This window comes from Thiohalocapsa halophila, assembly GCF_016583825.1.
GTDB lineage: Bacteria > Pseudomonadota > Gammaproteobacteria > Chromatiales > Chromatiaceae > Thiohalocapsa > Thiohalocapsa halophila.
In genome coordinates, this window is the sequence record NZ_NRRV01000011.1 from 77,647 (window position 1) to 102,178 (window position 24,532).

General features: G+C 69.0%; 25 protein-coding genes and 2 pseudogenes. 12 read left to right on the top strand and 15 right to left on the bottom strand.

What is annotated here, in order from left to right; all coding sequences use genetic code 11:
• Positions 1 to 70 precede the first annotated feature (70 nt).
• The gene (locus CKO31_RS06705) at positions 71 to 1,537 is read left to right on the top strand and encodes a polysaccharide deacetylase family protein (RefSeq protein WP_200235228.1); all 1,467 of its coding nucleotides are present in this window, start codon (positions 71 to 73) and stop codon (positions 1,535 to 1,537) included.
• A gap of 285 nt (positions 1,538 to 1,822) precedes the next feature.
• Here the strand turns inward: CKO31_RS06705 and cas6 are convergent, their stop codons facing one another.
• The 7 genes and pseudogenes from cas6 to CKO31_RS06740 all read right to left on the bottom strand — a co-directional run bounded on the left by cas6 (position 1,823) and on the right by CKO31_RS06740 (position 6,589).
• A complete protein-coding gene (gene cas6, locus CKO31_RS06710) occupies positions 1,823 to 2,473 on the bottom strand; it encodes a type I-MYXAN CRISPR-associated protein Cas6/Cmx6 (RefSeq protein ID WP_200235230.1) in 651 nt (216 codons plus the stop codon).
• Positions 2,474 to 2,812: 339 nt separating this feature from the next.
• Positions 2,813 to 3,799, bottom strand: coding sequence for a helix-turn-helix transcriptional regulator (locus CKO31_RS06715; protein ID WP_200235232.1), 987 nt, complete (start codon positions 3,797 to 3,799; stop codon positions 2,813 to 2,815).
• 15 nt (positions 3,800 to 3,814) lie between these two features.
• Complete coding sequence (gene dusA, locus CKO31_RS06720) at positions 3,815 to 4,783, bottom strand: tRNA dihydrouridine(20/20a) synthase DusA (RefSeq protein ID WP_200235234.1); 969 nt, start codon at positions 4,781 to 4,783, stop codon at positions 3,815 to 3,817.
• Between the two features lie 49 nt (positions 4,784 to 4,832).
• Positions 4,833 to 5,069, bottom strand: coding sequence for a type II toxin-antitoxin system BrnA family antitoxin (gene brnA / locus CKO31_RS06725; RefSeq protein WP_200235236.1), 237 nt, complete (start codon positions 5,067 to 5,069; stop codon positions 4,833 to 4,835).
• A pseudogene (locus CKO31_RS06730) lies at positions 5,056 to 5,322 on the bottom strand (BrnT family toxin). The gene brnA and the pseudogene CKO31_RS06730 overlap by 14 nt, the downstream one beginning before the upstream one ends.
• A gap of 11 nt (positions 5,323 to 5,333) precedes the next feature.
• Positions 5,334 to 5,522 carry a hypothetical protein gene (locus CKO31_RS06735; protein WP_200235237.1) on the bottom strand — a complete coding sequence of 63 codons (189 nt, stop codon included), beginning with the start codon at positions 5,520 to 5,522 and terminating at the stop codon, positions 5,334 to 5,336.
• Positions 5,523 to 5,557: 35 nt separating this feature from the next.
• Entirely contained in the window at positions 5,558 to 6,589 is a 1,032-nt protein-coding gene (locus CKO31_RS06740; protein WP_200235239.1) for a hypothetical protein, read from the bottom strand.
• A gap of 1,079 nt (positions 6,590 to 7,668) precedes the next feature.
• Here CKO31_RS06740 and CKO31_RS06745 point away from each other — a divergent pair.
• The 5 genes from CKO31_RS06745 (at position 7,669) to CKO31_RS06765 (ending at position 11,372) form a co-directional block, all read left to right on the top strand.
• Positions 7,669 to 8,265 (top strand): YtxH domain-containing protein, encoded by a 597-nt coding sequence (locus tag CKO31_RS06745; RefSeq protein ID WP_200235241.1) that lies wholly within the window; start codon positions 7,669 to 7,671, stop codon positions 8,263 to 8,265.
• Positions 8,266 to 8,278: 13 nt separating this feature from the next.
• A complete protein-coding gene (locus tag CKO31_RS06750) occupies positions 8,279 to 8,497 on the top strand; it encodes a carbon monoxide dehydrogenase (RefSeq protein WP_200235244.1) in 219 nt (72 codons plus the stop codon).
• 23 nt (positions 8,498 to 8,520) lie between these two features.
• Positions 8,521 to 9,015, top strand: a complete 495-nt coding sequence (locus CKO31_RS06755) for a magnetosome protein MamC family protein (protein ID WP_200235246.1) — start codon at positions 8,521 to 8,523, stop codon at positions 9,013 to 9,015.
• A 53-nt stretch (positions 9,016 to 9,068) separates the two neighbouring features.
• A complete protein-coding gene (locus CKO31_RS06760) occupies positions 9,069 to 9,509 on the top strand; it encodes a YtxH domain-containing protein (protein WP_200235248.1) in 441 nt (146 codons plus the stop codon).
• 90 nt (positions 9,510 to 9,599) lie between these two features.
• On the top strand, positions 9,600 to 11,372 hold the full coding sequence (locus tag CKO31_RS06765) for a P-type ATPase actuator domain-containing protein (RefSeq protein ID WP_200235250.1): 1,773 nt from the start codon (positions 9,600 to 9,602) through the stop codon (positions 11,370 to 11,372).
• Positions 11,373 to 12,300: 928 nt separating this feature from the next.
• Here the strand turns inward: CKO31_RS06765 and CKO31_RS06770 are convergent.
• From CKO31_RS06770 to CKO31_RS06800, 7 genes are all read right to left on the bottom strand, one after another.
• Positions 12,301 to 12,960 (bottom strand): hypothetical protein, encoded by a 660-nt coding sequence (locus tag CKO31_RS06770; protein WP_200235252.1) that lies wholly within the window; start codon positions 12,958 to 12,960, stop codon positions 12,301 to 12,303.
• A 13-nt stretch (positions 12,961 to 12,973) separates the two neighbouring features.
• On the bottom strand, positions 12,974 to 14,293 hold the full coding sequence (locus CKO31_RS06775) for a DUF4857 domain-containing protein (protein ID WP_200235254.1): 1,320 nt from the start codon (positions 14,291 to 14,293) through the stop codon (positions 12,974 to 12,976).
• Between the two features lie 7 nt (positions 14,294 to 14,300).
• Complete coding sequence (locus tag CKO31_RS06780) at positions 14,301 to 14,966, bottom strand: hypothetical protein (protein ID WP_200235255.1); 666 nt, start codon at positions 14,964 to 14,966, stop codon at positions 14,301 to 14,303.
• A 3-nt stretch (positions 14,967 to 14,969) separates the two neighbouring features.
• Positions 14,970 to 15,926, bottom strand: coding sequence for an ABC transporter ATP-binding protein (locus CKO31_RS06785; protein ID WP_322789104.1), 957 nt, complete (start codon positions 15,924 to 15,926; stop codon positions 14,970 to 14,972).
• A gap of 11 nt (positions 15,927 to 15,937) precedes the next feature.
• Positions 15,938 to 16,225, bottom strand: a complete 288-nt coding sequence (locus CKO31_RS06790) for a hypothetical protein (protein WP_200235258.1) — start codon at positions 16,223 to 16,225, stop codon at positions 15,938 to 15,940.
• A gap of 713 nt (positions 16,226 to 16,938) precedes the next feature.
• On the bottom strand, positions 16,939 to 19,488 hold the full coding sequence (gene feoB / locus CKO31_RS06795; protein WP_200235260.1) for a ferrous iron transport protein B: 2,550 nt from the start codon (positions 19,486 to 19,488) through the stop codon (positions 16,939 to 16,941).
• Positions 19,481 to 19,738 carry a FeoA family protein gene (locus CKO31_RS06800; RefSeq protein WP_200235262.1) on the bottom strand — a complete coding sequence of 86 codons (258 nt, stop codon included), beginning with the start codon at positions 19,736 to 19,738 and terminating at the stop codon, positions 19,481 to 19,483. The genes feoB and CKO31_RS06800 overlap by 8 nt, the downstream gene beginning before the upstream one ends.
• 356 nt (positions 19,739 to 20,094) lie before the next feature.
• Here CKO31_RS06800 and CKO31_RS06805 point away from each other — a divergent pair, with 356 nt between their 5' ends.
• From CKO31_RS06805 to CKO31_RS06830, 6 genes are all read left to right on the top strand, one after another.
• Entirely contained in the window at positions 20,095 to 20,445 is a 351-nt protein-coding gene (locus CKO31_RS06805) for a hypothetical protein (RefSeq protein WP_306341715.1), read from the top strand.
• A 184-nt stretch (positions 20,446 to 20,629) separates the two neighbouring features.
• Positions 20,630 to 21,418 (top strand): DUF4198 domain-containing protein, encoded by a 789-nt coding sequence (locus tag CKO31_RS06810; protein WP_200235264.1) that lies wholly within the window; start codon positions 20,630 to 20,632, stop codon positions 21,416 to 21,418.
• Between the two features lie 166 nt (positions 21,419 to 21,584).
• Positions 21,585 to 22,817 carry an LbtU family siderophore porin gene (locus CKO31_RS06815; RefSeq protein ID WP_200235265.1) on the top strand — a complete coding sequence of 411 codons (1,233 nt, stop codon included), beginning with the start codon at positions 21,585 to 21,587 and terminating at the stop codon, positions 22,815 to 22,817.
• Positions 22,818 to 23,337: 520 nt separating this feature from the next.
• On the top strand, positions 23,338 to 23,598 hold the full coding sequence (locus CKO31_RS06820; protein ID WP_200235267.1) for a hypothetical protein: 261 nt from the start codon (positions 23,338 to 23,340) through the stop codon (positions 23,596 to 23,598).
• A 113-nt stretch (positions 23,599 to 23,711) separates the two neighbouring features.
• Entirely contained in the window at positions 23,712 to 23,963 is a 252-nt protein-coding gene (locus CKO31_RS06825; RefSeq protein ID WP_200235269.1) for a UPF0175 family protein, read from the top strand.
• Positions 23,956 to 24,417: a PIN domain-containing protein gene (locus tag CKO31_RS06830; RefSeq protein WP_200235271.1), complete on the top strand. Its 462-nt coding sequence runs from the start codon at positions 23,956 to 23,958 to the stop codon at positions 24,415 to 24,417. The genes CKO31_RS06825 and CKO31_RS06830 overlap by 8 nt, the downstream gene beginning before the upstream one ends.
• On the opposite strand, the pseudogene CKO31_RS06835 reads toward CKO31_RS06830, so the two are convergent.
• Positions 24,379 to 24,532: pseudogene (locus CKO31_RS06835) on the bottom strand (ISKra4-like element ISTvi1 family transposase); the annotation flags it as partial. The gene CKO31_RS06830 and the pseudogene CKO31_RS06835 overlap by 39 nt on opposite strands.

The following is a 24,532-nucleotide window of genomic DNA, read 5'->3' on the forward strand; positions in this document are numbered from 1 at the left end:
CCGGCACCTACGCAGACAGCGACAGCATCCCGATTATCGACAGCCACGCAACAGACCCAGGAGCAGCCCCATGCCCGACCTCCCCGAACAGATCCAAGGCCTGCCGAACATCTCGGGCCACGAGAACGACGTCGCCGCCGCCATGGCGCGGGGCAAGGAGAAAAGCCTTTCCGACATCCCAGGCGGTGTGGACTTCGGCCGCGTGCGCGCGGCGGCCGCCATCGCCCTGCACCAGCACCAGCCGCTGATCCCGGCGGGTGGCGACGACCTGAAGACCGCCGCGCTCATCAGCAACCTGCAGTACATGATGGAGCACCAGGACATCGGCGATAACCACAATGCGCCGGCCTTCGTCTGGTGCTACAAGCGCATGGGGGAATTCATCCCGCAGCTCGTCCACGAAGGCAAGTCGCCGCGCGTGATGCTGGAGTACTCCGGCACCCTGCTGCATGGGCTGCGGCAGATGGGCGAGGGGCATGTCATCGATGCGCTCAAGACCATCACCATGAACCCCGATTACAACTGGGCCGTGGAATGGCTCGGCATGCCCTGGGGCCATGCGGTGGCGCCGTCCACCCCGGTGCAGGACTACCGTCTGCATGTGCAGGCCTTCCAGCACCACTTCGCGGCCATCTTCGGCCTGGATGCCCTGGAGCGGGTGCGCGGCTTCTCGCCGTCGGAAATGGCGCTGCCGAATCATCCCGATGTGGCCTATGAATTCGTCAACACTCTCAAGGAATGCGGCTACCAATGGGTACTGGTGCAGGAGCACAGCGTCGAGCAGACCGACAACGGCTGGCACCCCCAGCGCCCGCACCTGCCGCATCGGCTCACCTGCACCAACTCCGAGGGCGAGACGGTGAGCATCATCGCGCTGGTGAAGACCCAGGGCTCGGACACCAAGCTGGTCGCTCAGATGCAGCCCTGGTACGAGGCCCAGGGGCTGGAGCGCTGGGAGCTCGCCGGCAAGCAGGTGCCGCCGCTGGTGACCCAGATCGCCGACGGCGAGAACGGCGGCGTCATGATGAACGAGTTCCCGGACAAGTTCATGGAGGCCGTGCGCGCCGCCTCCGGCACCGACACGCCGCTGATGAACGGCAGCGAGTACATCGAGCAGCTGTTCGCGCTCGGCATCAAGGAATCCGACTTCACCGAGGTCCGCCCGGTGCAGCAGGGCAAGATCTGGGAGCGCATGCAGCCCGGCGACGGCCCCGACAAGCTGGAGAAGGTGATCGAGGAGTTAAAGAAAGAAGACCACCAGTTCCACATGGACGGCGGCAGCTGGACCAATGACCTCTCCTGGGTGAAGGGCTACGAGAATGTCATCGGCCCCATGGAAGAGGCCAGCGCCGTGTTCAACGAAAAGGTGCTGAAGCCCGGCACCCCCACCGACGACCCGCGCTACCGCAACGCGCTGTACCACCTGATGGCCAGCCAGACCAGCTGCTACCGCTACTGGGGCCAGGGCCTGTGGACCGACTACGGCCGCGAGATCTGCCGCCGGGTCATGGACATCGTCAACTACGACTTCGGCTGAGCGGCCACCGCGCGTTGTGGGAGCGGCCTCCGGCCGCGACGATTTCCAGAGCGCCGGCACAAGCCCGTCGCGGCAAGGATGCCGCTCCCACGGGGCTGACATGACACAGCAACTAATTCACTGGGACCCTGCCGACCACTGGCAGACGGATGCCGACGTAGCCATGCCTTGTACATCGAAGCCTGTATCGAAGACGACCCCGGCGACGGCAGCCTGATCGAGGCGGGACTCGCCGAGGTGGCCTGATCGGGCGGTGGATACTCGCGGCGTCCCCTGTGGCGCCCATCACGCCGGCAGGAACACCCCGCACCCGAGCTTGCGGTGATCGCCGAGGCCGGCCTCTTGCAGGTGGAGGCTATCCTCCGGGCTCAAACCGTGGAGGTGTACAGCGAAGCCGGGCACGCTGTGGTCAGGCAATTGCAAGTGGCCGCCGGCGCCGATGACGGGGTCGCCGTTGATCTCCAGCGCGGCGAGGGAGTCTCGGATCGCTGCAGTGAAGACGCTCGGCGTGGACCCGTCGCCAGGTGCATCGCGCTCGCGCGGTGCGTCGGCGGCGTCGGGCAGAACCACCAGGCTCGCAGTCAGGACGGCGGCGGGGCTTGGCAGCCGGATTTGCGGTTGTCCCAGCTCTAGCGCGTGACCTTTCACGGCGAGTGAGTCGCCGACGATGCGCAGCACCCGCGGCAGATCGGCGGCGGCGAGACGCATCAGCAGCTCGCTTTCGTCGTTAAGGATCAGGCCGCCCGTGCCATCGGCACCGCCGCGGACTGGTGCGATGGCAACCGCATCGGTGGCTGAGAGCCAGCCGCCGAGCTCGGTTTGGCGGCAAAGGGCGTCGAAGAGCGCGACGCCGTGGTCCGCGGGCAGTGCGTCACCGGACAGCGGAAAGGCCGCTTCGACGGTGCAGGTGGCGGTAGCTGGATGGTCGAGGGGCATGGCACTTACTCCTTGTTTGGACCCGACGGGGCCGTGGAACCATGCTCGACGTTGTAGCACGGGCACCGGCTCATGGATTGAGCCGGTGGTTGCCGGATGCCGACACAAAACGGATCGTGTATTGCTTGGGGGCTGATCAACGCCGTGGAAGACGACCGAGCGCTGGCGGTCAAGCACAGCGGACACGGAACGAGCGGGATGCAGGGTACTGCCGAATCCGTGTCGAGTCGTGTGCGACTTGGATAAAGTGCTGCTGTGTAAGCTCTTGGTGCGAGGGTGCGCAATGGTGGTGGACGGTGGACGCTGCCGAGGCACCTTGTCACGAGCGATGGCGAGTCATCAGGGTAGGGGCGAGTCTTCCGCGTACAGGGCCGCACCGGCGCGCAGGCGCTCGGCCACCAGGGTCCGCAGCTCGGCGGGCGCGATGACCTCCACGTCCGGGCCGAACTTGAGGATGTCGCGCAGGAGCTCGCGCGGGTCGGAGTAGGGCACCTGGAGCTCGTAGCGCCCGCCCTGCGGGTCGCCCTGCCACTGGCCGATCTGGTCCGGATGCCAAGCCTCGTCGGCGACCCAGCGCGACGCCTCGGGGCTGAAGCGCAGCACCGCCCAGGCATGGGCGCTGCCGGAGAAGATGCCGAAGCTGCCGCCGAGGAAGCGGTCTAGCGCCTTGGGCTCGGTGCGCAGCGCGGGTCCCGGCTGCGGCTCGGCGCGCTCGATGCGGTCCAGCGAGAAGATCCGCAGGCCCGCGGCCCGCTCGCAATGGGCGGCGAGGTACCAGTTGTCGCGGTAGCGGATCAGGCGCTGGGGATGCACCACGCGCTCGGTAGCGACATTGCGCTCGCGGCCGTGGTAGGCGATGGCGAGGGGGTGGCCCTGCAGCAGGGCGCCGGCGACGGTGCCGAAGCGCTCCGGGTGCGTGGTGCGCGTGGCCATGGGTTGGAGCAGGATGCTGTCGGCGACGGACGCGGCGCTGTGTCCGCTCTGCGCCAGCAGGGTGCGGATGCGCCCCCGCAGCGGCCCGATGTAGGGCGCGAGCAGCCCCGGCTGCATCTGGTCCAGCATCTGTCCGCTGGCGAGCAGGGCGAAGAGCTCGCTCTCGTTGAGCCAGAAGCCGGGCAGCTCGAAGCGTGATCCGTCTTCGCTGTAGCGGTAGCCGTTGCTGGCGCGGTCATACTCGATGGGCGCCTGCATGAGCTCGCGCATATAGCCGAGGTCGCGCACCACCGTCGCCCGCGAGGCCTCCAGCGCCGCCTGCAGCTGCTCCAGGGAGCGCGGCTTCTCCTTGAGCAGCGCGTCGATGCGATAGATGCGCTCGGCGCGGTTCACGGCGCGCGGGCGTCGTTACTGCACCCGCCGGGTAGCGTCGCGCAGCACCTCGATGCCGGCGCCGGGCTTGTGCGCCTGCTCGCTCAGGTGCCGGCGCCAGCGCCGGGCGCCCGGGCGCCCTTGGAAGAGGCCGAGGATGTGGCGGGTGATGGCGTTGAGCGGCACGCCGGCGGCGAACTCGCGCTCCACATAGGGCACGAAGGCGTCCAGCACCTCGTGCGGCGTGGGCGGCGGGGTGGGGTCCGAGAAGATCACGCGGTCGGCGTCCGCCAACAGCCAGGGGGTTTGGTAGGCGGCGCGGCCGATCATGGCGCCGTCCAGGCGCTCCAGGAAGCCCGCCGCCTGCGCCAGCGTCTGGAGGCCGCCGTTGATCACTATCGCTAGGTCCGGGAAGTCCTGCTTCAGGCGCAGTACCACATCGTAGCGCAGCGGCGGCACGTCGCGGTTCTCCCGCGGGCTCAGGCCTTGCAGCCAGGCCTTGCGGGCGTGGACGATGAGCGCGTCGCAGCCGGCGTTGGCCACGGCGTCGGTAAAGGCAGCCAGTGCTTCATAGCTGTCGCGCTCGTCGATGCCGATGCGGGTCTTGACCGTCACCGGCACGGCCACCGCGGCCTTCATGGCCGCGACGCAGTTGGCGACCACATCGGGCTCCGCCATCAGGCAGGCGCCGAAGCGCCCGTTCTGCACCCGGTCCGACGGGCAGCCGACGTTGATGTTGACCTCGCAGAAGCCGGCGTCTGCGCCGAGCCGGGCGCAGTGGGCCATCTCCGCCGGGTCGGCGCCGCCGAGCTGCAGCGCCACCGGGTGCTCCGCCGGGTCGTGACGCAGGAAGCGCGCCGTATCGCCGTGGATCAGCGCGCCGGTGGTGACCATCTCCGTATAAAGCAGGGTGTGCCGGGTCAGCAGCCGCGCGAAGTAGCGGTAGTGGCGGTCCGTCCAGTCCATCATCGGGGCGACGGCGAGGCGGGCGTTTCGACTCTGCATAGTCGTCGATGCCGTCGAAGGGAAGGCGTTGCGACCCGGTGCCCGGTCCTCAGCGTCCGCCGGCACGGGCTTCCAGCCGCTCCGCCAGCCAGATCTTGATGATGGACTGGCGGGTGACGCCCAACCGGCTCGCCTCCCGGTCGAGCGAGTCAACCATCCAGGCGGGAAAGTCTACGTTCACGCGCTTTGATGCCTGGTTGGGCCGGTGTGCCGTCGCGAGGTCGAAGGCGTCCAGAATCTCTTCTTTGCCCTCGTCGAAGCGTTTGTCCAGTTCATGAGCCTTCATACAGGGCAATCTCCACTGCGCGTGCGCGCCGAACCGAGATGATGCGCGTGCGCTCGCCGTGACAGGTGGTGATCGCAGACCAGTGCTTGCCGCAGATGCGGCCGATCACGAGTCGGCGGGACTCGTCGGTGGAGCGCGCTTCGACCTCCACCAGGTCCGGGTCGCGCCAAAGGGCTTATGCGTCGACGAAATCGATCCCGTGTTTGCCACGGTTGCCCTCGCTCTTGGCGGGATCGAATTCGAAGATGCGCATCTGTGTTGATTCTATAGCAGAATCGCCCCCTGCGACGGCCGAGTCGGGTTAAGCATGGGGATATCGGCCATCGGCGATGCCGACCGCGTGGCGCTTGAAGTTGCGTCGACCGCCGCGGCCGCAAGGGCCTTGCCGTCGCTGAGGGGGGCGGCCAGCAACGCCGCCAGCAGGGCACCGACGATGACGGTGGCGCGGGTCATGGGACTTCTCCGGTGCAGTCAGCTCGCGAGGGCGTTCAGCTTGTGAGCGCGTTCATTAGGGAGCGCCAGAAGCGGGGCTCGCCGCCGCAGGGGGCAACGGCGGCGTCGCTGCGGCAGGCAGCTGATGCGGGCGCGGCGGCGATGACCGCCAGCGCCCGGCTGTCGGCGTCGTAGAGCCGCAGCTGCCGGCCGCCGGTTGCACCGGCATCGCTGCCCACCACCCAGGCGCTGTCGATGGCGGCGACGTCGAGCTCGAAGCGCGTCGCATCGCCGCTGAGCCGCGCTCGGCCCAAGGCATAGTCATAGGCGTGGAAAGCGGCCCGCCGCCGCAGCGCCAATGCATCCGAGCCGGTGGTGATGGCGATGGGCAGCAGCTCTTCGCAGAGGGCGCGCAGGGCGCAGGGAATCAGCGCCGGGTCCACGGCGACGGCCGCCGCGGCCGCATGGCGCAGCCGGCCGGGGTCCAGGGCGAGCTGCCCGGTGAGCTCCGCGGTGTCGGCGAAGCCCGGCGCATCCGGGTCGTCCGCGCACAGCGCCTGCAGGGCGGCGAGGGGATGGCTCGCCAGCGGCGCCAAGGCCGGCGGTGTCTGCTGCAAGGGCACCACGCGTTCGGCGTTGCCGAGGATGCCGCCCATTACCAGCCGCCAGAGCCGTGCATCCCGGCCCGCATCAGGGCGCAGGCGCAGCAGCGGGCGGCCGAGGTCGTCTTCCAGCAGCAGCGCGTCCCGCGCCGGTGCCGCCGACAGGGCGTGGCAGCGCGCCAACAGCAGCCGCAGCGATTGGTCGGTGCCGTGCAGGCTCGCGAAGGGGCCGTCCACCCGCAGCCCTGCCAGCGAGACCCTATCCAGCAGGCGCACCCGCGTTGTCGCCAGCTCCAGGCGCAGGTCTCCCAGCAGCGCGAGATCGCACAGGAGCTCGGGCCAATGGCCGCTGAGGCGCAGGCCGGCGGCGGCGTGGTGCAGCGGGGTGCGCGCGGGCAGTCCCGGGCTCGGCGTTGTGGCGGACGCGGGCGGTGCGTGCGAGCGCCGCTGGTGTTTGGGAGCGGGTCTCAGCGTGGTTACAGACATGCCTGTGTCTCCTCGGCATCGGCGCGGCCGATGGTGGGATGGGAAGAAACACCTGGCTTGCCGTGGCTCGATGACGCCGGGCTTGGTCAGGACCCGCATGGCGGGGCCCGGTTGGCATCGGCGGTCACCTGCGGCTGGCGGGGCGCGATTGGTTGAGAACGATTCTCAATTGCAGAATAGGCGCATCCCGATACCGCGTCAAGGGGTGTGTCGAGCGGCGACAGGCCGATGCTTCACGAGACTCTCGCGCGCCGCCACCCCGTCCGCGAGCGCTGAGCACCAAGGGGTGGTTGATCGCTATTGCATGCAAACGCTAGCAGGATTGCTTTTCATTCTCATCTGTCGTCCAATACGCAGACGTATTGCTGTACTGGGGGGTTGCCTGGTGTGAGACGGCGGTTTTCCCCCGAGCATAGCCGGCGGGAGTCCAGATGAGATCCGCTCCGGTCGGGGAAAGATCCAACGCAGCCAGAATTCCCCTTTCCCGTACCTGCGTGGGCGCCGATGCCGCGATTATGGCCGGGCTCTGCGCAACTCCAAGGAGACGATAACGGATGACAGACCACGCTTCGCATCCTGACCCCGCCGGCGGCGGCGGGGCCCAGCCGTCGGTGGGCGGCCCCGCCGGCAGCCCGTCTGTGGGGGACGGTAGCGGCCAGCCCGCCGCTCAAGTCCCCGGCGCAGCCGGGCCACAGGCTGGCCACGGCGGCGGCGCACCACAGTATGCAGCCCAGCAGGCACCCGGCCCGATGACGGGCCAGGCCGCGCCGGCTCGACCTGCACCCCAGCAACCGGGGCCGCAACAAGCAGCGCCCGCTTACCACTCGGGGCAGCCGTCGCTCCAGCCGCAACAGGGCATGCCGGGTCCGGTTCCTCCATCCCCTGCCGGGCCGCAGGCATGGGCCCATGGAGGTGGCGGAGCCGGCGATGCGGCGGCCGCTGGTCCCATGGGCGCCGCCGCCGGCCAAATGCCCGGTCCGCATCAGAGCGGCCCCTATGCCCAGCAGCCGGGTGCGCCGGGTGCCGGCTACGCCGGTGCGCATCAGGCCGCACACGCTCCGCAGATGCAGCCGACGGCAATGCCTCACGCGGGCCCGCAGCATCCCTTCCCCGCTGCGGGCATGGCGGCACCCGGCGGCTACGGCATGGCGGCACCCGGTGGCTACGGCATGGCCGCAGCGGCCGGCTATGCACCGCCGGCCATGGCTGGATACGGCATGGCGCCGGCGCTCGGTTACGGCATGGGCTATGTCGATCCAGCCGCGATGATGGGGCCCGGAGCGGGCGGCTATGCCGGCGCCGCCCATGGGCCGCAGCCGGGATTCGCGCCCGGAGCTGGTTTCGGTCCCGGCGCCGGATTCGGCCCGGCTGCCGCAGCGAGCCCGCAGGCCGGCGCAGCGCCCGGTGGTGGACCCGGGGCGGGCATGTCGGAGGTCCTCGAGGAGCTGGCCAACGGCGGCAACGGTCTCTCCAGCCTGACCCGGCTGCTGAGCCTGGAGGACTCCGACTTCTGGAAGGGCGCGCTGGTAGGTGCCGCGGCGGTGCTGCTGTTCACCAACGACAGCGTGCAGGATGCCCTGTTCAAGACCGGCGCACGGGCCAAGGACGCAGTGCAGTCGGGCGCAGACAAGCTCAAGCAGGCCGCCGGTGATGCCGCCGACAAGCCCCAATCCTGACCCGCGCCGGCCCATGTCCGAGGGCAGACAAAGACAGCGCCACGGTGTGGCCAAGAACCTCGCCGAGGGCATCGGCGGCCTGGTGGTGGGCGCCGCCTTGGTGGTGCTGGCGCGCAGCCTGCTGCGAGAACGCCGCCGCGGCGGCGCAACGACCGATGCCTTGCCGCGCGCCGCCGATCCGACCGCAAGCGCGACACCGGGGAGCGCTCCCCAACTAGACCCCAAAGACTAGACCCCAACCCGCGAGAGCCCAGTATGAATGATCACCGCTACTATTCGAGCCCTGTCGCCTATCCTGCCCCACAGAGCGGGGTCTACCCGAGCGCGGCCCACCCAATGGCCGGCAGCCGGCAGCCCTACGCCGACCCCTATGCGGCAAGGGGCTGGAGCCACCAGCCCGCCTACAACCCCTACGGCGGTGCCGTGGGTCCCTTCGGCAACGTCGTCGAGATGGGCAAATTCGGCGCCGTCGTGGGTCTGTGCGGGGCCGGTGCGGCCAGCCTGCACCGGCTCCAGGCCGGCGAGGTGGACCGCCGCGGCGCCCTGGTCGATACCCTGCGCGGCGGGGCCGTTGCCGGTGTGGCGACGGCGGCGGCGACCCTGGTGGGCTCGCGGGTCAGCAACGGCTGGCTGTCGCTGGCAGCGACCCTCGCCGCCGGCACCGCGGTGGCCTATGCGCTGACCGCGGAGGCCACCCCGGATACCGCCGTGACCGCGGCGGACGCCGCCGCCGACCCAGGTGTGCGCTGACTGCACCATCCCAACCGCATTGCCCGCAGCACCGGGTTTTAAGGAAACCGCCCATGAGCAACTTCGACTATCCCTATGGCGGCACCTATGTCATGGCACCGCCTGCCGCCGGCATGCAGGCCGTCGCGCCTGGCGCAGCTGCCGCACCGGCCCAGCCCTATGCGGGAGCCGCCGACCCCTATTACGTCCCCGCCGGCTATGCACCCGCCGGCACTCCGGCCGGAATCCCGGGCGGTATGACCGGGGCTGCCCTGGCCGCCCGCGCCGCGCCCGCGCAACCGGTCTTGGGTCTCGGCAGCGACCGCTTCGTACGCGGGCTGCTCATCGGGGCCGCAGCCGCCTATCTGCTCACCAACGAAGAGGTCCAGCGCACCGTCATCAAGGGCGCGGTCAAGGTCTGGTCCTCGGTGCAGGGCGGCCTCGAGGAGGCCAAGGAGCGCTTCCGCGACGCCGAGGCCGAGATCCAGGCCGCCGCCGCCGACAAGGAGTCCTGAGCCCCGCCGCGTCATTCGTCAATCCGGCCGCATCGTTCGCGGCGACGCGGGCTCACCGCAGACGGCGCGGCCAACCCGCCGCGCACGGCAATGGCAGGCATCGACTACCGCATCGTCCACGAGGTGCCGGGGCGTCTGCGACTGCACATCCCCGCCATGGGACAGCCGGGCTGCGAGGCCGCCTGGCTCCGGGCCTGGATGGCCGCCGCCGCGGCGGTCACCGAGGCTCGCGCCAATGCCCCGGCGCGCACCCTGGTCCTGCGCTACAGCGGCGGTCCGGCGGCGCGGGCGGCGCTGCTCCATCGGCTCGGCACCTTCACCCCGGAGCGCGTCGCAGGCGCCGGCGAGGACGGCGTGCGCGAGGCCGAGCTGGCCCCCATCGTCACCACTCTGCTGACGCTCGCGGCTCTGCCTTGGCTGACGCCGCCGCTGCAGCTGGTGCTCACCATGGTCAACCTCGGCTCGAAGCTCACCAAGGGTGCCGACACCCTGCTGCGCAAGGGCATCCAGAAGGAGGTGCTGGACGCCGTGGCCGTGGGTCTGGCCGCGGGCAGCGGCAGGCCTTACACCGCCAATGCGACGGATCTGCTGCTCAGCCTCGGCGAGTATGCCGAGCGCCGCACCACCCGCCAGTCGGACCGGCTGCTGCGCCGCCTGCTGCGCCCGGACCCGGTCATGGCCGCAGTAGAGCGCGACGGCGGGCCCCAGCACATCGCGGCGGATGCGGTTCGCTTCGGCGAGACCCTGGTTATCGGCCCCGGCGAGACCATCCCCGTGGACGGCCATGTGCTCACCGGCGCGGCGCGGGTCAGCCAGTCCGCGGTCACGGGGGCCGAGCGCCCATTGCCCAAGGAGCCGCCCGCACGCGTCATTGCCGGCTCCGTGGTGCTGGCGGGGCGGCTGCGGGTGGAGGCGAGCCGGGTGGGCGCGGATACCACCACCGCGCGTATCTCCCGGTTCGTACAGGCAGCGCTGGAGCGGGGCTCCGACAACGAGCGGCGCGCCCGTGACCTCGCCGCTCAACAGGCCTACCTGAGCCTGGGCACGGGCTTGGCCGTGTACGGGCTCACCGGGCAATTGTCCCGGCTGCAATCGGTCTTCCTGGTGGACTATGCCGATGCCTTGACGCTCGGCGTGCCGGTGGCCTTCAAGTCCGCCATGGCCCGCGCCGCCGAGCGGGGTGTGCTGCTACGCGGCGGCGCCGCCATCGAGCGGCTCGCCGCCGTCGACACCCTGGTGCTCGACGAGAGCGCAGGGCTGACCGACAGCGATCTGCGTGAGGATGCCGCATCGGCCCTGAGCAGACTGCGTGCGCTGGGTATTCGCCGGCTCGTCCTGGTCGCCGCGGACGCACCGCAGCAGGCCGCAGCATTGGCCGCGGCGCTGGGCGTCGACGCCTGGCATGCCGAGGTGGCACCCGCGGCCAAAGCGGAGCTGGTGGCGGCGCTGCGGGCCGAGGGGTGCAGGGTAGGCTATGTCGGCGAGGACGCCGCCGCGCTCGGCGCCGCCGATCTCGGCATCGCCGTTGCGCGCGGCGCCGACATCGTCGAGCTGGGCGCGGACCGCGGGGCGGACGTCGTGTTGCTGCATCAGCATCCTGCGGCCCTGTTGGTCGCCCGCGAGATCGCGGGCAAAACCATGGGCCTCATGCGGAGCAACTGCGCCGCCGCCGCCACCATGGATACCGCCATCCTCGGCGGTGCCGTGCTTGGCTGGCTGTCACCGGTGGCGAGCGCCTTCGTGCACAACGGCACCACCATCGCCACGCTGCTGCATGCGCGCAAGGGCGTTGCCGTCGACGACGCGCCTCGGCGTCCGGTGACTCACCAGCTGGCGGAGCCGAGCGACGTGTTGGAGCGGTGAGGGGGTAGTGCGATCACCAGTGGAGCCTCTTGTCCATCGGTTGGTCTTGATCCTTAATGCGACCGGTAGGGTGGACGAGCGCCAGCGAAGTCCACCCAGGGGGGGCGGCCTCAAGATGATATACATCCGGGCGCGTTGTCGCGCAGACGACACACGAAAGAGATATATGGTCGTTCACTCAGTGCCGCTCAGGCGTTGCGTAACGGCTGCGCCGCTGCGGCGCGCTCGGCGTCGGCCGGGCTCGCGCCACGCCTGCCACCAGCAGTGCAGCGTGGAGCGCATGAGCCCTCGCGCCAGTCGTATCTGAAGCCGGCACAGGCGGCATCCGATGGGGCCGGGTCGGGACACGCGCGCCACCGGCAGCAACCGCCAGCGCCGCATGAGTTCAGTCAGGCCCCGCGGGCGCGGTTGGATCAACTGTGCCAGCGCCGCTTGCCGCAGCCCCTCGGGTGTCGTGCGCGCAGGGTCGTAGTGCAGCACCAGGCTCGCGCAGGCCGGGTTGAGCCGCACGTGCCGCACCCCCGGCTGGCGGCGCATGATCCTAGAAACGGCAGTTGACCGCTTCGTCGCAGCTACGAGTGTTTGCGCAATTTGAGAGTTCGTACCGATTTCAAGCTCACCTCCTAGGTGAGGGCCGCTACGACCCCCATGGCACGCCCCGCGCGGCGCCCAGCTGCGTTACAACTCGTTGGAATAGGTCGGCTATTCCGCCTCGTTGTGCCTTGCTGGACGCCCCGCGGGACGCACCCTGGGGGCCGTTCAACTACCGTTTCTAGGATGATCGACACCAGGTCATCGGTTCGGCTGCGATGCCCACCGGCGCTGCGGCTGAAGCCTGAGACGCTCTCCCGCGAAGCGATCCGAAAGCGGACCCTGCCCGGCACATGATGTCGGATCTGGAGCATGGCGACGGCGCGGCCGGCGAGAGCTAGGCGAGGTATCGGCGTGCGCACTCGGCGGCGGCGCTCACCACTGCGGCACCGAACCGCGCATGGACGACGCTGTCCTGCGAAGTCGTCGGCAGGTAGATCTCGATGCCGACGTAGAGGAAGCCCCCGGCACACCAGACGGCGTGGGGGATATCGGGCTTGAGGCTGGGCCAGCGCTCGCGGGGCTCCGGCCCGGCGGCGACACCTTCCATGACGGCCGGGCGCACGGCGGGCTCCGCGTCCACCAGCTGCACGCCCCGAACCCCCTGCGGAGCCGGGCTCGCGTCGTGACGACTCGACATGCGTTGCTGCTCGACGCAGCGCAGCAGCCGCGTGTCCGCACAGAGCACGTCCGCGCAGGGGCCGGCCTCGTCGAAGCCGGTGTGCAGGTCCAGCACCATGCGGTGTGCCGGTGTGATGTGATCGAGGATCTGTGCGTACAGGGCGCGGTGGCGCCGGCGGTAGGCAGTGAGCTCGTCGGGGCCCGGGCGGCGGCCGGAGAGGCCCTGCTCGATGCGCAGCAGGTCGAAGTCCGCGGCGGGCAGTTGGGCGGCGACGGCCTCGCCGAAGGCGCGCTCCTCGCGGTGGACGCCCACCACCAGCAGTGACGGCGCCTTGGATTGCTCGCGTCCGCCCTTGAACAAGGTCAGCACGCCCATGGGGAAGCCTCGGTCAGTCGCCGCCCGCCGCGGCCGCCTCTGCGGCGCCGGTGAGGGGCTCCGCAGCCTCCCGGCTCAGCCGCGGCGAAGCCCGCTCCGGCGGGAACAGCAGGTTGGCGATTAGGCCATAGAGCCCGGTCACGGCCACCAGCAGCAGCGAGGGCAGCAGGTCCCGGCGGCGCAGCCCGCGGTGGCGCAGCCACCAGTAGGCGAGCGGCAGGGCGAGGCCGATGCCGATCAGCGCGGTTTGCCCGTGCAAGCGGGGCTGCAAGCGCAGGTAGCGCCCGTTCGGGTCTTCGAGTGCCAGGCTGAAGGGCACCAGCGCGCTCCAGACTTGGTCCACCGGGCGCGTCCGGGCCATGACCATCTCCCGGCTGTAGCGGTCGATGGGGCGGAAGTCCTGATCCATGGCGACGGCATGGACATGGGTCTTATCGGAATAGATCGCCGTGCGATACAGGGGATTGAACAGGATCTTGAGCGCCATGCGCTCCGGGTCGTACGCCGGCAGCGGCAGGGGTGTCAGGGCATAGTCCTGCTGGCCCAGCAGAAACAGCCGATGATCTTCGGTCAGCACCAGGCCCAGATACTCGCCGCGCTTATTCTCGGCGACCTTGACGTGGCGCACGACGAGATCCGGCGGCAGCGGCACCCGCGCCACCACAGGTGCGTCATCCACGCGCTTTAAGTGAAACAGCTCAGCCCGGGCGTCCAACAGGAAGAAGCCGGCATCGAAGGGCTTCAGGATGGACACTCGCCCGAAGCTGGCGGCCACCGGAAAGGCGAAGCCGGCATCGGCCAGGGCCTCGGTGAAGGTGCGGGTCAGCGCGGGGTCGATGCGGTTGGCATCGCTGTTGATGAAGGTGAGCCGTTGACCCGGGCGCATGATGTCCTCCGGAAAGCGCAGCCGTGCGCGGCCGGGATTGGACTCCAGCAGCGGGAAGAGCTGGATGCGCGGGCGGTGCTCGGGCAGCTCTTCCGGGTCCAGCTGGAGCACCTGGCGCGCCGCCTGGATGCCGGCCTTGTCGAAGCGCCGGCCCTGGAGCGTAAGCGGCAGCTTCCCCCACAGCTCCATGTTCTTGTAATAGATGAAGGGGATCAGGGCCTCGAAGGCCTCGCGCGCGTAGTCGGTGCCGGTTTCGTCGCGATAGACGAATTGGTGGCCGTCGCCCAGCAGCTCCTTGTAGACGAAGCGCTCGATGACCGGGCTGTAGAACAGGTTGGTCTTGCCGTAGCGGTATTCGAACAGCAGGTCCTTTCCCAGCGGCAGCCATACCGCCAACAGCGCGATGGCGAGCGCGAGCAGGGACCAGCGGGCGAGGGTGGCGGTCATGGCGGGCTCAGCTGCGGTGGCGGTAGCGGTGGGCGGGCAGGATCACCGCCGGGATGAACAGCAGCGACGCCGCCGCCAGCGCCGGCAGGATGCGGTCGTACTCCTGATAGCCGCGATGCAGGTACAAAAGCCCCAGAAAGGCGAGTCCCAGGGCCAGATAGACGAGCCGACGGGGCGCGGCCGGCTCCAGCAGCGCGAGCGTCGTGCCGAAGTAGGCGACCCACCCGCCGAGCAGCCAGGGCAGGGCGGTGAGCACGGCGCTGACGGCGGCCTCCCGCGGGAAGAACAGCCGCATGATCCCGTACAGCCCGGCGGCATCGAGCACCGACAGCACAAGCCCCAGCCCGGCGCCGAAGACCACCCAGGTCCACACCAGCACATCGCCCCTCACGGGCAGGTGCAACGACAGCCGAAAGCGCCCGCCGATCATCTCCGGCGTGAACTGGGCGACGGCGATGACCGCGCCGGTGAGCGCCGGCAGAAACATGAGCTGGTCATAGGGCAGGCGGCGCAGCTCGAAGGCCCAGTACCAGATCATCTCCGAGTGCTCCACCTGGAACTGGTGGCGCAGGCTCAGGAACAGATAAGCCAGCATGCCCACATGCAGCAGCGCGAGCCCGAGCAGCGCCCAGCGGAGCTTGAGCCATTCTTTGAGCAGGATTGCGCGAAGCATGGCTCAATATTTTCCCGTCAAGCCGATGAAGGCGTCTTCCAGCGTCATCGCCCGCTCGTCGCCGAGCTGCACCTGCGGCCAGTGCTCACGCAGATGCTCGGTGAGCTGCTCGCGCGTTGCGAAGGTGTAGAGCAGAGGCTCGCGCCCGTGCAGATCGACGTTCTCGATCACGGCATCCGGCTGCGGCGGTGCGCTGCCGTCCTGCTCGAAGGCGAAGCAGCGGAAGCCCTCGCGGAACGCCGCCAGCGGCAACTGCAGCACGGCGCCGCCGCGCTTTAAGAAAATCACCTCGTCCACCAGCGCCTCCATGTCCTGCACCACGTGGGAGGTGACGAAGACGGTCTTGCCGCCCTGGTCGAGGTAGCGCTTGAGGTAGTCCAGGAACAGCCGGCGGTAGCCCGCATCCAGGCCCATGGAATAGTCGTCCAGGATCATCAGGTCCGGGTCCTGGGCGAAGATCAGCCCCAGCACCACCTGCGAGCGCTGGCCGCAGGACATGTGGGCGATCTTGTGGTCGCGGGGGAGCTCCAGCCGGTCCACCAGGTCGTAGAACAGCTCCCGGCGCCAGCGCCGGAAGAAGGGCCGGTAGAAGCGCTCGATCTCGGCGATGCTCATGAAGTCGTAGGCCAAGTGGCCTTCGAACAACAGCCCGATGCGGGCACGGGTCGCCGGCGACAGGGCGTGGGAGGGCTCGCCCAACACCCGGCATTGGCCGCCGCTCGGCTTCAGATAGCCCATCAGCAGGCGGATCAGCGTGGTCTTGCCGACGCCGTTCTTGCCCAGCAGGGCGACCACGCGCTCAGCCGGCACCGTGAAGTTGAGGTCGTCGTAGATGACCCGGCTGCCGTAGCGGTGGGCGAGGTGCTGCACCTCGATAGCGGATGCGGACCCCGTTGTGCTCTCCGCGGCGAGGGCGCTCGGGGTTGCGCCGCTAGAGGGCTGTGCTGCAGTAGAGCTCACGGCGGTCTGCATCAGGATGGGCCCCGTTTGATACGGTCGATGGGCACGTGCACGGTGCCCTTGGTCTGTGCCGCCTTGGACGCCTGCTGCACGGCACAGCCGCTCTTGCCCTTGGCGCAGCCGCTGCAGTCGCCGCGCTGCGCCCAGAGCTTGCGGTAGAGGTACCAAAGCGCCACGGCGAGCACGGCGGCCACCACGCCCCAATCCACCCAGCTCGTCGCCGGTTGGGTCTCGATGTCCGGCGCGGCGGAAGTTGGCTGGGCCTCGCTCGGCTGCGGTCTGTTCTCCGCTTCGCTCATATCGGCTCGTCAGTGATGGGTGGGTGGGGGTGCCGATGGGTTAGGCGGTCGCCGTGCTCGCGGTCGACACCGTGGAAGCGGCCTCCGGCCGCGACGGTCTTCCAGGGCACAGCGCAAGGCCGTCGCGGCAAGGATGCCGCTCCCACGGTGCCGCTGGAACTGTGGGAGCGGCCTCCGGCCGCGACAGTCTTCCAGGGCGCGCGCACAGGGTCGTCGCGGCAAGGATGCCGCTCCCACGGCGCCGTTGGGACTGTGGAAGCGGCCTCCGGCCGCGACGGTCTTCCAGGGCGCAGCGCAGGGTCGTCGCGGCAAGGATGCCGCTCCCACAGCGCCGTTGGAACTGTGGGAGCGACCTCTGGCCACGACGGTCTTCCAGGGCACAGCGCAAGGTCGTCGCGGCAAGGATGCCGCTCCCACGACGCCGTTGGGACTGTGGGAGCGGCCTCCGGCCGCGACGGTCTTCCAGGGCGCAGCCGCACGGTCCTCGCGGCAAGGATGCCGCTCCCACGGCGCCGATGGGACTGTGGGAGCGGCCTCTGGCCGCGACAGTCTTCCAGGGCGCAGGGCACGGCCGTCGCGGCAAGGATGCCGCTCCCACGGCGCCGTTGGGACTGTGGGAGCGGCCTCCGGCCGCGACAGTCTTCCAGGGCGGAACGCACGGCCGTCGCGGCAGGGATGCCGCTCCCACGGGGCATGACTCGCGGCGCACCCGCTCATGTCTCTGCAAGGCGCTCACGCAGCCGCCGGCTCGCCTGCCGATCACTCAACAGCCCGACCACCAGCAGCAGCGCCACCGCGCCCCAATACACCGCGGACATGGCCTCGATGCCGGTGGCGCCCAAGGCCGTGCCGACGCTGTAGACTGCGCTGGCCACGCCGAGCCCCAGCGCCGTCGGGAAGACAATGGCGAACAGCATCCATTTATAGGAGCCGGTCTGGACCTTGACCATGATGGTGGTAGCGAGACAGGGCGGATAGAGCGCGAAGAACAGGATCATGGACACCGCCAGCAGCGCCGTGGCACCGCCGGCGCGGGTCTCGGCCCCCATGCGCTCCTCCAGGCTCGCGTTCTGGTCGTCGTCCTGCTGGAAGAGCACGCCCAAGGTCGCGACACTGCTCTCCCGAGCTGCGAAGGACGACAGCAGCGCGATGTTGATCTTCCAGTCGAAGCCCGCGAACTGCGTCACCGGCTCCAGCCCGCGGCCGATACTGCCGAGCAGCGAGGTCCTGATCTGCTCCTCGCGCATGTCCCGACGCAGCCCCTGGCGCGCGCGGGCGAGCTTGCGCAGCTCCCGCCAGGCCTTGCGGGCATCGCGGTCGCCGCTGGGCGGCTTCACCAGCGGATAGAAGTCCGCGTTGCGGGCTTGGAAGCGCTCGGCGACGCGCTCGGAGCCGGCTCTGCCTGTGGCATTGAGCTTGGCGCGCTTGTAGTCGGTGAAGTAATTGATCAGCGGCACCAGGTTCTCGCCCAGCGCCACGTCGCGGTAGGCGTTGCCTTCGAGCGCCGCCGCGAAGCGCTCCACCGCCGCCTGCGCCTCGGCCTCGAAGTGGGCCTTGCGCTCCGCCGACAGCCCCGGCAGGTGCAGCAGCGCGAACACCACCACGGCCACCGCCAGCACCACGGTGCCGACCTTCTTGATGTACTGCCAGGTGCGCTCGAGCGAGCGGCGCAGCACGCCGGTGACCGTCGGCAAGTGATAGTGCGGCAGCTCCATGACGAAAGGCGAGGTCTCCTGCCCGCTCAGCACCGTCTTGGTGAGCAGCTTGGCCACCAGCAGCGCGAAGACGATGGTCATGGTGGAGATGTAGAACATCATCAGGGACTTGTGCTCGACGAAGAAGATGCCGAGCAACAGCGTGTAGAGCGGCACCTTGGCCAGGCAGTTCATGAAGGGCACGGTGAAGATGGTCGCCATGCGCGCGCGGGTGTCCGGGATGCCCTTGGTGGCCATCACGCCCGGAACCGCGCAGCCGCCGGCGAAGACGCCGCCCAGGATCAGCGGCAGCGTGCTCTGCCCGTGCAGCCCGAAGCGGTGCAGGATCTTGTCCAGGATGAACGCAATGCGGGCCATGTAGCCCGAGTCTTCGATGACGGCGATGGCCGCGAACAGGATCAGAAAGATCGGGACGTAGTTCAGCAGCGTGTTGGCCGAATCCACCAGCCAGAGCCCAAGCGAGCGGGTGTAGGGGTCGACGAGGAAATCGGCACTCGGCAGCACCCCGGCGATGACCTCCCGGCCCTTCGCCAGCAGTGGCCAGGTGTAGTTGGTGAGCTCGTAGCCCCAGACGATGGACACCTGATAGATCGCAAACACCGTGGCGACCAGAAAGAACGGCGCCGCCCAGCGGTTCAGCACGACGCGGTCGACGCGGTCCGTGAGCGAGGGCCGGCCGTCGCCGGCCCCCTGCACGGCCCCCGCCAGCAGCCGCTCCACGGTGCGGTCGCGGCAGCTCACCACATGGTCCGACACCTCGATGCGGTGCTCGGTCTCGAAGGCCTCGATGAAGCGCCCGGCGGTCTCCCGCAGCGCCCGGGTGCCGTCGTCGCCGAGCCGGTCCACCAGCAGCTGCACCGCGGCGGGATCGCCCTGCAGCAATTGCAGAGCGAGCCAGCGCCGGGGCAGGTCCGCCAGCGCCGGCTCGGTGGCGATGCGGGCCATGAGCTGCCCGATGGCGGGCTCCAGCGCGCTGTAGCGCACGACGGTGCCGGGGTCCGGCTGGCCCATGTCCGTCTGCGGGTCCTCGACGCCGCGGATGGCCTGCCGCAACCCCTCGCGCCCCTCGCCCTTGCGGCCGATGGTGGTCACCACGGGCAGCCCCAGTCGCCGGGCAAGCAGGTCCTTGTCCACCTGGATGCCCTGGCTCGCGGCCACGTCCATCATGTTCAGTGCCAGCACCAACGGTAGCTCCAGCTCCAGCAGCTGCAGAGTCAGGTGCAGGGAGCGGCGCAGGTTCGACGCATCTGCGACGTTCACGGTCACGTCCGGTCGATCCCCGAGCAGGAACTCCCGTGCGACGCGCTCTTCCAGCGAGAAGGACGTCAGGCTGTAGGTGCCGGGCAGGTCCACGGTGTAGACGGTGCCCAGGTCGTCGCTGTACTGGCCGTGCTTCTTGTCGACGGTGACACCGGGATAGTTGGCCACATGCTGGCGGGCGCCGGTCAGCACATTGAACAGCGTGGACTTGCCCGCGTTCTGCTGGCCTGCCAGCGCCACCAGTACGCCCTGGCGCTGCGCACGCGCGGGGGAGATGGGGTCAGGCATGGTCGGACTCCGCGGTCTCGGCCTCCAGCGGCGAGACCTCGATGGTGCGCGCCTCCGTGCGCCGCAGTGAGACATTGGACGCATCCAGCTTCAGCTCGATGGGATCGTTGAGCGGTGCGCTGCGCACCACGGTGACGATCACGTTCGGCATCAGGCCCAGATCCAGCAGGCGCTGGCGTATCGCCCCGGTGGACAGATGCCGGCGGATGCGCACGCGCCCGCCGGGGCGGATGTCGTTCAGGCTCAGCATGAGCTGGGTTCGAGCCGAAGCGTAAGTCTGTGCGCGGCGGCTGCCGTGGGCAGTCCGCGGGCAGTGCCTGCACTGCGTGGAAACCCGTGGTCTGGCTTGGACATGAAGACGGCCTATGCGGGACGAGGTCGGGGGATCAGAGTGGGGTAGCGCTGTCCGGCGGTGCTCGACGGCCGGGCAGCACTTCATCAACGCGATGCAGGATAACCCGGCGGCAATACAAGTGCTACTGCGAATTATTGCTATTTACATTCAGATAATGGCCTTGTATTATGCAGGGCCATAATCGCCGCGCCGTGCATCGGCTCGCCGCCGGCACGTCGCACATTGACAACCCCGCCAACCGGAGACCTGCCTTGCGATATCCCCGCCGCAATGCCCTTCCCACCGCCGTCGGCCTGTGCGCCGGCGTGCTGACGGCCGCTGGGCTCACCCTGAGCACGGCAGTGTCGGCCCACACGCCCTTGTGCTCCTGCTACGACATGGGCGACGGCACCGTGCTCTGCGAGGGCGGCTTCTCGGACGGCTCCTCCGCCGCCGGCGTCGCCATCCGCGTTGTCGACGGCAACGGCAACCCCGTCATCGAAGGTGAGCTCAGCGAATACAGCGAATTCGAGTTCGATAAGCCGAGCGGCGACTACACCGTGGTCTTCGACGCCGGCCCCGGACACGACATCGAGATCCACGGCAAGGACATCGTGGAGTGAGCCCGCGGGCGCATTGCAGCGCGGCATGTGCAGGTGGCCGCCGCAATGCCTGCAGTGGCCCAACCCGCTCCCACCAACCGCACTCGGCCCCGCCAGCCGCCGCTAGCTGGGCAGGAACGGTGATCGACACAACGCGGCTCACCCAGACCGCCATCATCTCCCAGCAGCTACGGAGACAGACTCCATGAAAAATTCCGCACTCATCGCCGCGGCGGCGGCAACCACCTTGTCCGGTGCTGCCCAGGCCCACTTCCAGCTCCTGTACACGCCGGACGTCGTGCTGGAGAAGCCGGGCGACATCCCGCTGGCGCTGGTGTTCGGCCATCCGATGGAGAACACCAACACCATGGACATGGGCGAGCCGGAGGCATTCTTCGTCGTCTTCAAGGGCGAGAAGACGGACCTGAAAGGTAGCCTGGAGACCGTTCAGTGGGCGGGCGCCACCGGCGAGCCCTCGGACGCCTACACCGCGAGCTACAAGGTCCGCCGCAACGGCGACTACATCTTTGCGCTGACCCCGGCGCCGTACATGGAAGGCGCGGAGGACATCTACATCCAGCAAATCACCAAGACCGTCCTCAACAAGGGCGCCATGCCCACCGGCTGGAACGAGCCCATCGGCCTGCCGACGGAAATCGTGCCCATGGACAAGCCCTACCAGACCTTCGTCGGCGGCACCTTCACCGGACAGCTCCTCTCCGACGGAGAGCCGGCGGCCGGCGTCGAGTGCGAGATCGAGTACATCAACTCGGACGTGGACATGGCGGGCAACGCCTTCAGCAAGGAGACCAAGGGACCGGTCCCGCCCACCGCTATCGCCACCATCACCGACGAGAACGGCCTGTTCACCTTCGGCATCCCGCGCCCCGGCACCTGGGGCTTCGCCTGCCTGGGCGCCGGCCCCGACAAGGAGTACGAGGGCAAGGAGCTGTCCCAGGACGCCGTGCTCTGGATCCACGCCGCCGAGCTCTGAGCCCGGGCAGCGCGCACCGACCGCGCCGGCGCGCCTGCGCGCCGGCTGCGGCCCCGTCGAATACCTGCGACGCCGTCGCTGAGACGAGCGTGATCATACCTTTTTTGTGTTTATCATACGCTGGTGCCGCGCCCCGCGGTGATTCCACCAGCAAGGAGATTCCAGCATGCAGATCCATTCTGTCGCGGGCGCCGTTGCCCTCGTATTGGCCGGCGCTGCACCCGCCGTGCAAGCACAGAGCCTGGACCAGCGCGTCGAGGCCCTGGAGCGCGAGAACCAGCGCATGCGCGAGCAGCTCGCCGCACAGGACGAGCGCATCCAAGGCGCCCCGGAGCGCGTCAAGGAGCTGGAAGAGGAGCTCGCCGACAAGCAGCGCACCGGCGGCGGCTGGTTCGAGAACATCGAGATCGCCGGCCTGGTGGAGGTGGAGGCCGGCTACTTCGAGCCCTTCGATGCGCCGTCGGAGTCCGACCTCGTGCTCGCCACCTTCGAGCTCGGCATCCTGTCGCAGATCGGCAACTGGGTGGAAGTGGGCGGCTCGCTGCTCTACGAGGAAGACGACACCGACCTGGAAGTCGACACAGCCTACATCACCGTCTACAACCCGGACGTGGCGCCGGTGTTCTTCACCGGCGGTCAGATCTATGTGCCCTTCGGCGTCTATGACACGAACCTGGTGTCAGATCCCCTGACGCTGGAGATCGGCGAGACCCGCGAGACCGCGGCGCTGCTCGGCTTCGAGTACGCCGGCGTCGGCGGCAGCGTCTACGGCTTCAACGGCGATCACAAGCTGAACGGCGACAACCGCATCGGCAGCTGGGGTGCGAACCTGAGCTACGCCTGGGAGCAGGACGATGTCGCGGTCGCCGCCAGCGCCGGCTGGATCAACAACCTCGGCGACTCCGACAGCCTGCAGGACACGCTGGCCGACAACCGCGATGCAACGCTGACCGAGCTCATCGAGGGCGAGGACCCACGCGCCGACAGCTTCAGCACCGACCCCACGGACCGCACTGCCGGCTGGACCGCCAACCTCGGCGTCGCCGTGGGCCCGGTCAGCTTCGTCGGTGAATACCTGTCCGCCACCGACAGCTTCGACCCCGACAGCCTGAGCTATAAGGGCGCCGGCGCCGAGCCGTCCGCCTGGAATCTGGAGCTTGGCTACGGCTTCACCGTCTTCGGCAAGGAGACCGTCGCCGCTGTCGCCTACCAGGGCACCGACGAGGCCGTCGGCCTGGAGCTGCCCAAGGAAAGCTGGCTCATCGGCTGGTCTATCGGCATCTTCGACAACACCGCCCTGTCCTTCGAGTACCGCAACGACAGCGACTACAGCGAGAGCGAAGGCGGCACCGGCGACGACGGCAACAGCTTCGTCGCGCAGCTCGCCGTGGAGTTCTGATGTTGGGCACGGGCCGCATGCGGTCTGCTGCGGGTGCCGTGCCCGGGGTAGGGCTCCAGGGTAGATGGCCTCCTTGGTCGCTGCGTCGACCTCGTCGACGTAGCGTCGTACCAGGGAACAGAAGGCGCCGAGGAGATTGTCGTTGAGCCGCTGGTAGCGGTCGTGGACGAAGCACCGCAGGTACAGGTGGACCACCTCGCGGTCCATCCGCTTGACGGGTATGCAGCGAAACGGCCAGATCGGCCACGGCGACGTTGTCGAAATAGCGCCGGCGCAGGTCGTCGGCGTCGTCGCGCACCGCCGCCAGCTCGAAGCAACAGAAGCGCTGGCGGGCTCGGAAGTAGCCCAAATGCAGCAGCAGGTGGATCTTGGTACGGATCGAGCGGCACTGCTCGACGGCCCCGCGCTCCGGCCCCGCGCTCCGGCGCCGTGAGCGTGAAGAACAGATCCCGATCGCTCCGGCTAAACCGAGGAAAGCCCCAGAGCGGCTCGTACTCCTCCGGCGCCGGCCCGCGATCGAGTGCTCGCCGAGGTGCTGGGTCTCGAGGTCGACGACGCGCACAGCCTGACCAACCGCATGCACGAGCGCAGGCCGCGGGACATGACCCGTGCCGAGGTGGAGGCCGGGCTCGAGGCGTTTCCGCCGCTGGTGCGCGTGGTCGAGGAGATCAGGGAGGGCTCCCCCGATGCGGTCTCGGTTGGCGCGAAGAAGCCGCCAGAGCGACCCCGACCCGGCACGGCGAAGTCCCCGGCACGGACTGCTGGCGCGCGGGAGCGCTGACTGGAAAAGAGCAGCTCGCAGCTCAGGTATCCTGGTTGCGACAAGTCACTTACCGGCATAACTTGGCGGCGACGTGGTACTCGCTTGTGCCCTCTTCATGCGGAGTTGATCAAATGAGCCAACTGATCCTGGACGTGCCAGACGAGTCTCTGCTGTCGCTGCACCTGTCCGACGAGGCAGCGGCGGCCGAGATCAGGCTGGCCGCAGCCGTGAAGATTTACGAGCTCGGGCGGTTGTCCTCCGGTGCGGCCGCCCGCCTTGCCGGCATTCCGAGGGTGTTGTTCCTGAGCAAGCTCGCCGACTACGGCGTGGACACCTTCAACCTGACCGAAGACGAGCTGGAGCGTCAGACATCCCTTGCCTGAGATCGTCTGCAACACGTCGCCGCTCCAATATCTGTACCAGATCGGGCAGCTCGATCTGCTGCCTCAGCTGACCGGGCAGATCATCGTGCCCACCGCGGTCGCGGTCGAGCTTGCCGAAGGTCGGCGCCGCGGGGTCGATGTGCCCGTGCCGGAGACTTTGCCGTGGGTAGGCATGCGGACCCCGTCGAGCGAACGGGCCATCCGTTTGGTTGCGGATCTCGGTCCCGGAGAGACAGCCGTTCTGCTGCTCGCCTTGGAATGCGCCGATTCCGTCGTGATCCTCGATGACGGGCTGGCGCGGCGGCATGCCGAGGTCCTGGGTATCCCTCTGACTGGAACACTCGGCATCCTGCTGGATGCCAAGCAGCGCGGGTTGGTGTGGGTGCGAGCAAAACTGATGTGGCCGCTTACATTGTCATGCGACTTGCTTGAGATCGCTGCGCCAGTACGCTGACCACTGGCCGTTTGCGCGCACGAGGCGCAGCGCCAGCATGGCCTCGGCGTTGTCGGGCGTCCACCACGCGCCGGGGCGCTTGAGACGCTGCTGAACGACGTAGCGGTGTGCGCTT